Origin of the sequence: Corallococcus sp. CA047B (genome assembly GCF_003612065.1) — a bacterium.
In the GTDB taxonomy this organism is placed as follows: domain Bacteria; phylum Myxococcota; class Myxococcia; order Myxococcales; family Myxococcaceae; genus Corallococcus; species Corallococcus praedator.
In genome coordinates this window covers 1-10396 of record NZ_RAWD01000326.1, presented here as the reverse complement: position 1 = coordinate 10396, position 10396 = coordinate 1, and the positions used below count along the sequence as shown (strand labels likewise).

Here is a 10396-nt window from a genome sequence, read left to right as displayed (position 1 = left end):
ACCCCACGGAGATTCCCACCCATGAAAACTGGACGTTTCCTCCCCCTGGTGACCGTCACGACGGCTGTGGTGTCCAGCGCCGTCCTCATGCTCGCGCCCGCCTGCGACGACGAAGGCACCCCGCTGGACTGCGCGGAGACCTGCGCTCCGGTGGAGGGCAGCTACCCCCTGGCCTTCCTGGCCGACGCGGGCCTTCCGCCCGAGTGCGTCAACCTGAACGTGCCGCCCCTGCCGGACGGCAAGGACTTGGTGCTGGAGCGCGAGGGAAGCGCCCTCACCGCGTCGCTGGACGGGGTGGACCTTCAGGGCCAGGTGTTCCCGTCGGGGGACCTGAGCGTGACGGGGGGGCCGCCGCCCAGCAGCGATGGGGGGCTGACGACCTTCCTGAGCCTCAACGCGTCCTTCACCGGCGGGGTGGCGGACAGCGGAGTCGGAGGAAGCCTCACGGGGAGCTTCACCGGCAACTACTCACGGATCCAGGGCAACGCCAGCCAGCGCTGCTCCGTGACACGCCCCTTCACGGCGACCCGGCGGTGAGCCAGGGCCGCCGGGAGCGGCGCCCAGGGCGATGACTACTTCTTCTTGCCTTCGGCGGCGGCGGCCTTGGCGGCTTCCTTCTGCTTCTTGATCCGCTTCCGCCAGTGCTGACGGATCTTCATCTGCACGCGGCGGTGCTTGCTCTTGCTGTTGGCCATGTGGGTGGCTCCTGGGGCTCCGGAATGGAGTAAAGGGGGGCTTACCTATCAGAAGCCTACGGGCTCCCGGAAGAGGAACCCTCGGGGTCAACAGGGCCGGAGGGGACATTTCCACCGGATTCCGTCCCGGGAGGCCCGTCCGGGTCGCTGTCGGGCTCGTTCGGGGCCGGCCGGGTGGGGAATGGGATGCCCTCCGCGCCGCGCACGTTGGTGGGCAGGGCGGACGACACCGTCACCTCCCCCTCCCGGTCCTCGTCGCTGGGGCGCTCCCGGGAAGCCGGGGCGCTCGTCTGGTGGGGGCGCTTCTTCACCGAGGCGAAGATGGGTCGGCAGGCGTCCACGAAGCGGCGGACCTCGTCCAGGGGCAGCGCCGGGGAGTAGTTGTCGTTCACCCCCGTCATCGGCGTGGCCATGCACATGGCGTTGAGGATGGCCTCCTCGGTGGCCTCCATCACGGCCTCGTAGAGGGGGTCCAGACGCTGATCCAGGAGGATCTTCATCTTGTAGACCATCTTCTGGGTGCGCCTGGGGATGATGTTCGCGGTGGAGAAGCCCACCACGATCTCCCCGGAGCCGTGCGCCGCGTAGCTGCCCACCCGCCCGATGCCCAGGCCCACGCGCTTGCAGAGGCGGTTGATCTGATGGCTCAGGAGCGGCGCGTCGGTGGCGACCACGGCGATGATGGAGCCGTAGGACTTGCCCCGGTGGGGGGTGTTCTTGAACTTCTCCGCCAGCACCTCGCCCACGGGCAGGCCGCCCACGCGCAGGTTGTGCATCTTGCCGAAGTTGGACATCACCAGCACGCCCAGCGTGTAGCCGCCCAGCACCTCCGGCAGCTTGCGCGACGACGTGCCGATGCCGCCCTTGAAGTCGCACGTCACCATGCCGGTGCCGCCGCCGACGTTGCCCTCGCGCACCGGGCCGGTGGCCGCGTTGTTGATGGCCTCCAGGACGTGCTCCTGGCGCACGTGGCGGCCGGAGATGTCGTTGAGCCACGAGTCGTCGCACTCGCCCACCACGGGGATGATGACGTCGTGCTCGTCGCCGATGCCCGGGTAGCGCTGCACCAGGTAGCGGGCCACGCCGTCGGACACCGCGCCCACCGCCATGGTGTTGGTGAGCAGGATGGGCGTTTCGATGAGCCCCCACTCCATGAGCTGCGTCATGCCGGAGACTTCGCCCGCGCCGTTGAGCACGAAGCCGCCCCCGCTCATGCGGTCCATGAAGATGTTGCCCAGGTTGGGCAGGATGGCGGTGACGCCCGTGCGCACCGGGCCGTGGCCGGGCCTCAAGGGGCCCTCGCCCTGGATGATGGTGGAGTGCCCCACGAGCACGCCCTCCACGTCCGTGATGGCGTTGAACTTGCCCGTCTTGAAGCGCCCCAGCGGGAGTCCCAGCTCCCGCGCCCGGACCCTCGGCCCCGTTTCTTCCGGTATCCGCACCATGGAACCGACCGTACCCGACAATCTCCGACGGTCAACCCCGCTTCCCTACCGACCGTCGCTGTTTCCGCCCGCGCCCGGGTGCGCGAGCCCTGAGATCAGCAGTCGCGTCTGCACGACGGCGAGCGCCTCCGCGGCCTCCAGGCCCTGCACGGCCTCATCCAACTGCCGGTCCACGAACAGCGACGCGAGCCCATGCACCAGCGACCACGCGGTGAGCGTCAGCGCGCGCGGCTCCCCCTGCCGCAGCAGGCCCGCCGACTGGCCGGCGGCGATGCAGCCCACCAGCAGGGCGAACGCGTCCGGCTCCCCTTCCGGGCTCCGCGGCTTCAGGGGGCGCTGGAAGTGCGGCCCGAACATCACCCGGAAGTGCGGCGGGTGGCGCACCGCGAAGAGGACGTAGGCCACGCCCGCGGCGCTCAGCTGCTCCAGCGGTCCTTCGGGGGCCCGGTCCATGCGCTCGCGCATCTCGCGCGCCATGGCGCGGAAGCCCTCGAGCGCCACCGCCCCCAGCAGCGCCTCCTTGTCGGTGAAGTGCCGGTAGGGCGCCGCGTGCGTGACGCCCGCCCGCCGGGCCACCTCCCGGAGCGTCAACGCGCCAAAGCCCTCCTCGGAGATGAGCGCCACCGCCGCGTCCACCAGCGCCTGGCGCAGGTCCCCATGGTGGTAGCGCGGCTTGTCGCCCAACTCCTTCGGCGCCTCCTTCACCGTCCGCTTGCTCCGGGTCGCCACCGTCCGTGCCTCCTCACCGTTCCACGTCCGCGACCTAACCATCCAGGGCATGAAGTTTCCAGCGTCAACATCCATGTTGACAGCGACAACATGCGATGTTTACTGTGTCTACATGCTGAAGGGACACGGGGGTGTCCCCGGCCTTCCACACGCACCAGGAAGAAGGGTTTTCGCCATGACGACCGCGATGAAGCAGACGACGTCCTCCCCGGCTCCGGGCTGGCTCCGGGGCTTCCGCACGCTTCCCCGCCAGCACGGCTTCGAGCCGCTGCGGGTGGAGGGTCAGGTGCCCGAAGGGCTGAAGGGCTCGCTGTACCGGGTGGGGCCCTGGACGTTCGACGTGCACGGCCGGCCGTACCAGCACTGGTTCGACGGGGACGGCGGGATGCTGGGCGTGCGCTTCGGGCCGGACGGCGTGAAGGGCGCCGCGCGGCTCCTGGAGACCCCCTCCATGGTGGCCGAGCGCCAGGCCAGCGCGCAGCGCTACGGCGCCTACGGCACGCCCACGCCGCTGTGGCACAAGCTGCGCAACGCCCAGAAGAACTCGGCCAACACGTCGGTGATGGCGTGGAACGGCAAGCTGTACGCGCTGTTCGAGGCCGACAAGCCGGTGGAGGTGTCCATGGAGGACCTGTCCACCGTGGGCGAGTCGGACCTGGAGGGCGTGGTGGTGGGCAGCTTCTCCGCGCACCCGCACCGCGTGCCGTCGCGCAAGACGTCCTACAACTTCGGCATCCAGTACGGCCGGGAGACGAAGGCGGAATTGTACGCGCTGCCGGACGGGGGCAAGGCGCGGCGGCTGGGCGCCGTGACGCTGCCGGGCGCGACGATGGTGCACGACTTCATCGCCACGGATCGCTACCTCGTCTTCTTCCTGACTCCGCTGCGGCTCAACATCTTCCGCATGCTGCTGCGGATGGGTTCGTACTCGGAAAACTTGAGGTGGCGTCCGGACGCGGGGGCGGAGGTGCTGGTGGTGCCCATCGATGACGTCGCGCACCCGGTGCGCATCCCCGCGGAGGCCTTCTACCTCTGGCACTTCGCCAACGCGTACGAAGCGGGCGACACGCTGGTGGTGGACTACGTGCACTACCCCGACTTCACGACGAACCAGTGGCTGGGTGACCTCTTGCGCGGAGGCAACGGCACCCCGGCCCAGGGCATGCTGCACCGGGCGGTGGTGGACGTGAAGGCGGGCACCTTCCGCACGGAGCAACGCTCGGACGTGAGCTGCGAGTTCCCCCGCGTGGCCCCCGGCGTGGTGGGCCGGGCGCACCAGACGGTGTACCTGGGCGGGCACTCCTCCCTGGACGCGCGACAGGGCGCGTTCGACGCCCTCCTGCGCTACGACGTGGCGACAGGCCGCATGACCCAGGCCGCGCTGGGTGAGGGGCAGTACCCCTCCGAGCCCGTCTTCGTCCCCCGCCCCGGCGGTAGCACCGAGGACGATGGCTGGCTGCTCGCCCAGGTCTACGACGCGAAGGCGGATGCGTCCCACGTCGCGGTGCTGGACGCGCGGAGGCTGGAGGACGGGCCCTTGGCGCGGTGCCACTTCGACCACGCCCTGCCGCCCACGTTCCACGGCGGCTTCGCGCCTGCGTAGGCGCCCTGCCCTACCGCCCTGTCACGGTGATTATCCATCACCAGGAGAATGCGTTTCATCCAGACGCAGCCCGGCTCTCTCTGTTTTCCTAACCATTTCGTACTAAATGGAGAGATTCAAAGACAGGGAGGCAGGCCATGAAACAGCAGCGACGCAGTGCGCGTGCAGGGCTTCTGGCGGTGGTGGGGCTCGCGGTGGCGCTCGCGGGGTGTCAGCCCCCGGCGCAGGCGGACCCGAACCTGGCGTCGCGGCGGCAGGACGCGACGAACGTGCCGGGGCTCTACGTCGTGTTCAACCAGCCGGACAACACGGGCACGCGCGACTACCGCATCAAGGATGAGGTCGTCCGGCTCATCGACAACAGCCCGAAGGGTTCCTACATCCGCATCGCGATGTTCCTGTGGACGACGGACCACCTGAACGCGGCCATCAAGGCCGCGCTGTGCCGGGGCGTCATCGTGCGGCTGGTGGTGGACGAGCAGAACGGCGGCGCGGCCTCCGAGTTCGCCTCCGGCGGCGTCATCCACGACATCAGCAGCCACGTCCCCCCGGCGGCGACCTGTCCGGACGCGACGCGGCTGGAGCTGACCCGGTGCAACGGCACGGGCGCGGGCAGTGCGTGCATCGCGGGCTTCGACCGCGAGGGCACCATCATGCACGACAAGATCTTCACCTTCTCCACCACCACGGATCCGCAGGGCAATCGCATCCAGCGCGTCGTGGTGCAGGGCTCGTGGAACAACACCTACTCCCAGAACAACTACTGGAACGACATGGTCGTCAGCTACGAGGACTGGGATTGGTATGACTATTGGGTCGGCTACCACAACGACCTGCGCGGCGGGACGAAGACGACGGACTACTACAACCCCACGTCGGGCCAGGGCTACTACAGCTCCCCCAACGCCCCGTGGACGGTCTACTTCTTCCCGCGCACGGGCAATGACAACGAGCTGTCGTCCGATACGGTCACGAACAACTTCACGGACTACGTGAAGACGGCGTCCGCGGGCTGCACGCTGGATGTGAACCAGAACCACTTCAACGACAGCCGCATCATCGTGGCCACGGAGCTGCTGCGCATCGCGAAGCTGGGCTGCAAGGTGCGGGTGCTCTACACGGACATGGACGCGGGCGTCCGCTCCAAGCTGGGCGGCTCTTCGAACATCACCGTGCGCCAGCTCTACGACGTGTCCGCCAACAACGTGAAGACGAGCGACGGCACGCCCCGGGAGGTGCTCACCCACAGCAAGCACTTCGTGTACTCGGGGAACTTCAACGGGACGGTGCGCAAGATGGTGCTGACGGGCTCGCACAACCTGTCGAAGAACTCGCTGCGCTACAACGACGAGAACTTCGTGAAGTACTACTCCGACACGCTCTGGCAGGCCTTCCACGACAACTTCGAGAAGGGCTGGGCGCAGGCGCTCAACGACGGCTGAGCCGGGCCACGGGAAGGCAGGGGGAAGAAGCCCCCTGCCCTCTCCGGCCTTCAGCGACTCAGGACTTCAGCTCAGGGCGCACGGGCTGCGCTTCCGCAGACGCCGTGTTGCCGTTCGCCTGGGTGGAGGCGGCGGCGGTCGCGGCCGCGGCGGCGTTGGCCTGCGCGGTCTGCTCCTCGATGCGCTGCACCACCTTGTTGAGCGGCGGCGTGGGACCGGGCGGGTGCTCCGTCTGGGCCCGGCGCGCCTCGCGCTCCTTGTAGCGGCGGATGGCGGGCGCCATGATCTCGCCAATCAGCGTCCGGTAGTCCATGCCGGCGCCCTGCGCGATGAGCACCAGGTCGCTCCAGCCGGGCGTGAGGCCGGGCAGCGGGTTGCACTCGATGAAGTAGATGCGCCCCTTGTCATCCATGCGGAAGTCGATGCGCGCCACGTCGCGGCACCCCAGCGCCATGAACGAGTTGCGCGCCGCCGTGCGCAGCTTCTCCAGCAGCGCCGGCTCCAGCTTCGCGGGCGCGTCGTAGCGGATGCGGTCCGTCCAATCCAGCTTGTGCTGGAAGCTGTAGACGGGGTTCTTCTCCGCCTTGTCCAGGAAGACGATCTCCATGGGCGGCAGCACGCGCGGACGCCGCTCGCCCAAGAGGCCCACCGTGAACTCGCGCCCACCGATGTACTCTTCAATCAGCGCGGGCTGCTGGTACTTGCCGGCGATCTCCTTCACCACGTCGCGCAGCTCCGTCTCGGAGTAGCAGACGCTCTTGGTGACGACGCCCTTGGAGCTGCCCTCCGCCACCGGCTTCACGATGAGCGGGAAACCGGTGAACTCCTTGTTCAGCCGCTCCTTTCCCGTGACCATGAGCTGGAAGTTGGGCGTGAGGATGCCCGCCTGACGGACGATCTTCTTCGCCAGCGCCTTGTCCAGCGCCAGCGACAGCGTCGCCGGATCAGAACCGGTGTACGGGATGTCCAGCAGCTCCAGCATCGCGGGCACCTGGCTCTCGCGATTGCGTCCCTTGAAGCCCTCCGCGATGTTGAAGACGATGTCCAACGGCGTGCTGGAGAGCACGGTGGGCAGCTCCGCCGTGGCCTCCAGGTCGATGACCTCATGGCCCCACGAAGCGATGGCCTCACGGATGGCCTGGAGCGTGTTGGGCGAGTCGTACTCCGCCTCGCTGTCCTCCACCGTCTCGCCAGTGGCCGTGGCGCTGGGCTTCACGCGCTTCACGTTGAAGGCGAAGCCCACCCGCAGAGGCCCCGACTTGCGCGCGGGCTTGCCCTGGCGCCGTGAGGAGTCGCGGATCTTGTAGCGCTTGGCCGCGCTCTGGATGATGGAGTTGATGACCCCGTCCAGGTGCAGCCCCTCCAGCTCCGCCGCGGAGTAGATGCCCGCGCCCGGCTCCAGGCTGGGCAGCGCGTTGATTTCGAGGAAGTACGGCACGCCCGCGTCGGAGAGGCGGAAGTCCAGGCGGCCCAGGTCGCGGCAGTCCAGCACCTGGAGGATCTTCTGCGCCATCTTGCGCACGTCCTCCGCGATCTTCGGGGGGATGTTCGCCGGGGCGCGCACGCTCACGACCTTCTCGTGACGCGTCTTCAACTCGTAGTCGTAGATGGCGTACTTGCGCCCGGCGGAGACCTCCGGGTCGATGATGTACTCCACCGGCGTCAGCACGCCGTCGTAGTCGTTGTCCACCGCGGCCAGGAACGGCACCGTGAGGTCGCGCCCGCGGATGTACTCCTCCACCAGCACGCCCGCCGGGTACTTCTCCAGCGCCCGGGCCACCTTCTCGCGCACCTGCTCCAGCGTCTCCGCGACGGAGTCCTGGGTGATGCCCTTGGAGGAGCCTTCGAAGTTGGGCTTCACGATGACGGGGAAGTGCAGGTTCTCCGCCGTCAGCTCACTGAGCTTCTCCACGTACTGCCAGCCCGGCGTGCGGATGCCGTGCTTGGAGAGGATGAGCTTGGTGAGCTGCTTGTCCAGCGTCAGCGCCAGCGCGTACGCATCCGAGCCCGTGTACGCGAACCCCAGCTCGTCGAAGAGCGCGGGGTAGAACGCCTCGCGGAAGCGGCCCCGGCGGCCTTCGGCGGTGTTGAAGATGAGGTCCGGGCTGTAGGCCTCCAGGCGGGCCACGGTGCGCGACGCGGGACCGCTCACCTCGAAGCGCTCCAGGCGGTGCCCGAGTCGCTCGATGGCTCCCGCCAGCGTGTTCACCGTCTCCTGCGTGTCGAACTCCGCCTCTTCTTCCGTGTCCGACAGACGCAGGTTGTAGGTCAGCGCGATGCGCATGGCTTACTCCGTATCCCTTTCCTGAATGCCTTGGCGCGGCGCACCTTCGCCGCGGACATCAAACGGCCCGGAGCGCGTGCCGCCGCCACCGGCGTGCGGGCTGCAACCGTCGCGCCCGCCACAACCTTCCCATCCACCACCTGCGTCTGCGCCCAGGTGTCCCCCAGTCGCAGGCCCAGCGGATCCCTCAGCACCCGCCACGCCTCCACGCCGCCAATCACCACGAAGCCCGCCGCCGCGGCCACGAGTCCGTGCGGCGCGGGCATCATCCCCAGCAGCACCACCAGCGCGAGCGGCGCGTTGCGCAGGGTGCTGTCCCGGTGCCGTGCGGCCGAGCGCGTGGGCAGGTGCATCACCTTCACGCCGAAGATGCGCTTGCCCACGCTCTGTCCCTGGAGCATCCCGTCCGCGAGCAGCAGGAACAGCAGCGCCACCACCGCGCCCGCCGCGCCGCACACGACGTACAGCCCCCAGGCCGTCAGGCAGTCCACCACGCGCGCACCCAGGCGCAAGAGCAGCGACGCCTTCGGATAGGGCGAATCCGGCTCCGCGTCCTCCTGCACCAGCCGCAGCACGCGGCCTCCGCTCCGCTCCGTGGCCATCAGGCTGCGTTCAGGGGCGGCGCTCACTCTTCCGGCTCCAGCGTGAGGCCCTCTTCGCGGGCTTCCGGTTCATCCAGCCCGGCCAGGCGCGCCAGCCGCTCGTGCGCGGACAGCGGGTGGACGAAGGGCACCACCGTCTGGGATTGCGCGTCGGCGTGGCTTGCGTACTCAGCCGCGAGCCGCGCGGTGGGGCTGCCGGCTTCCGACAACCGCTGCAACCGCTCGCGCGCGCCGGCCTCGTCGTGCTGCGCGGCCTCGCCTTCGCGGGTGAAGAAGATGAAGGCCATGGCCGGACGCTTGGAGGACTCGCGCATCGCGAACTGCACGCCGTCCAGGTTCCAGCCCTTGCCGGTCCACTCGTTCAAGGTGCGCTCCAGCGCTCCCTCGTCCACCGTGGACAGCTCCACCACTTTGTACTGCAACGGGCCGGGCTCACGCACCACGGGGGTGCGGCCACGGCCGGGGCGCTTGCCCGCGCGCGCACCCTTGCGGGCGGCGGGGGCGCGTCTGGGCGGAGGCTTCGCGGTTCTGCGTCCGGGCCGCTTCTTCTGGGTGGGCATCGTGTGGGGACCATTTGGGCGCAAGCGGCGGAGCCAATCAAGCTCTCCGCCGCGCTGACGCGCCCGGGGTGTTGCCTAGAGGAGTTTGGCTGCTTCCAGGGCGTGGTAGGTGATGACCAGGTCCGCCCCGGCGCGCTTGATGGATGTGAGGACCTCCATCATCACGCGCTCGTAGTCCAGCCACCCGTTCTGGCCGGCGGCCTTGAGCATCGCGTACTCGCCGGAGACGTTGTACGCGGCGAGCGGCAAATCGAAGTTCTCGCGCAGCGCGCGGATGACGTCCAGGTACGACAGGGCGGGCTTCACCATGATGAAGTCGGCGCCCTCCTCCACGTCCAGCGCCGTCTCGCGGATGGCCTCGCGCACGTTGCCCGGATCCATCTGGTAGCCGCGCCGGTCGCCGAACTTCATCGTGCTCTGCGCGGCCTCCCGGAAGGGGCCGTAGAAGCCGGAGGCGTACTTGGCCGAGTACGCCATGATGGGCGTGTCGGTGAGCTTCACCTCGTCCAGGGCCTTGCGGATGGCGCCGATGCGGCCGTCCATCATGTCCGACGGGGCGACGATGTCCGCGCCCGCCTGCGCGCACGTGACGGCCATCTGCGCGAGCAGCGGCAGCGTGGCGTCATTGGCGACGTGCTGCCCGTCCAGGACGCCGCAGTGGCCGTGGTCGGTGAATTCGCAGAGGCACACGTCCGCGATGACCTGGAGGTCCGGCACCGCCGCCTTGATCTCCTGGATGGCGCGCTGGACGATGCCGTCGCGCGCGTAGGCCTGCGTGCCTTGCGCGTCCTTGTGGTCCGGGATGCCGAAGAGGATGACGGACGGCACGCCCAGGGACTTGGCGTGCTTCGCCTCCTGGACGGCGTGCTCCACCGACAGGTTGAAGACGCCCGGCATGGAGGACACGGGGCGGCGGATGTCCCGGCCTTCGACGACGAACAGCGGGTAGATGAAGTCCGTGGGCGAGAGACGCGTCTCTCTCACCATGTCACGGAGGGCCGCGGAGCGGCGCAGCCGGCGGGGGCGGTGGACGGGG

Annotated in this window: 10 protein-coding genes; 3 read left to right on the top strand and 7 right to left on the bottom strand. The window is 69.0% G+C overall.

The window, feature by feature from the left end:
* The first annotated feature begins 21 nt into the window (after window positions 1–21).
* The gene (locus D7X74_RS34195; RefSeq protein ID WP_147446781.1) at window positions 22–537 is read left to right on the top strand and encodes a hypothetical protein; all 516 of its coding nucleotides are present in this window, start codon (window positions 22–24) and stop codon (window positions 535–537) included.
* A gap of 35 nt (window positions 538–572) precedes the next feature.
* Here D7X74_RS34195 and D7X74_RS34190 read toward each other — a convergent pair whose 3' ends face one another.
* Genes D7X74_RS34190 through D7X74_RS34180 form a run of 3 tightly spaced genes read right to left on the bottom strand, consistent with a single transcriptional unit; the run spans window position 573 to window position 2869 of the window.
* Window positions 573–695: an aminopeptidase gene (locus D7X74_RS34190; protein ID WP_120537198.1), complete on the bottom strand. Its 123-nt coding sequence runs from the start codon at window positions 693–695 to the stop codon at window positions 573–575.
* A 56-nt stretch (window positions 696–751) separates the two neighbouring features.
* Window positions 752–2140, bottom strand: coding sequence for a P1 family peptidase (locus D7X74_RS34185; protein WP_120537197.1), 1389 nt, complete (start codon window positions 2138–2140; stop codon window positions 752–754).
* 45 nt (window positions 2141–2185) lie between these two features.
* A complete protein-coding gene (locus D7X74_RS34180; protein ID WP_120537196.1) occupies window positions 2186–2869 on the bottom strand; it encodes a TetR/AcrR family transcriptional regulator in 684 nt (227 codons plus the stop codon).
* 175 nt (window positions 2870–3044) lie between these two features.
* On the opposite strand from D7X74_RS34180, the gene D7X74_RS34175 reads away from it, so the two are divergent.
* Together D7X74_RS34175 and D7X74_RS34170 are read left to right on the top strand one after the other, a co-directional pair.
* Window positions 3045–4472 carry a carotenoid oxygenase family protein gene (locus tag D7X74_RS34175; RefSeq protein WP_120537195.1) on the top strand — a complete coding sequence of 476 codons (1428 nt, stop codon included), beginning with the start codon at window positions 3045–3047 and terminating at the stop codon, window positions 4470–4472.
* A 137-nt stretch (window positions 4473–4609) separates the two neighbouring features.
* Entirely contained in the window at window positions 4610–5914 is a 1305-nt protein-coding gene (locus D7X74_RS34170) for a phosphatidylserine/phosphatidylglycerophosphate/cardiolipin synthase family protein (RefSeq protein WP_120537194.1), read from the top strand.
* Window positions 5915–5972: 58 nt separating this feature from the next.
* On the opposite strand, the gene D7X74_RS34165 is transcribed toward D7X74_RS34170, so the two are convergent.
* The 4 genes from D7X74_RS34165 to hemB all read right to left on the bottom strand — a co-directional run.
* Window positions 5973–8198 (bottom strand): ATP-grasp domain-containing protein, encoded by a 2226-nt coding sequence (locus D7X74_RS34165; RefSeq protein WP_120537193.1) that lies wholly within the window; start codon window positions 8196–8198, stop codon window positions 5973–5975.
* Window positions 8183–8800, bottom strand: coding sequence for an RDD family protein (locus D7X74_RS34160; RefSeq protein WP_120537192.1), 618 nt, complete (start codon window positions 8798–8800; stop codon window positions 8183–8185). Before D7X74_RS34160 ends, D7X74_RS34165 begins: the two co-directional genes overlap by 16 nt.
* Window positions 8801–8823: 23 nt before the next feature.
* Complete coding sequence (locus D7X74_RS34155) at window positions 8824–9360, bottom strand: hypothetical protein (RefSeq protein WP_120537191.1); 537 nt, start codon at window positions 9358–9360, stop codon at window positions 8824–8826.
* Window positions 9361–9435: 75 nt separating this feature from the next.
* On the bottom strand, window positions 9436–10396 hold a 961-nt coding region (gene hemB, locus D7X74_RS34150), incomplete at its 5' end, for a porphobilinogen synthase (RefSeq protein ID WP_233602378.1).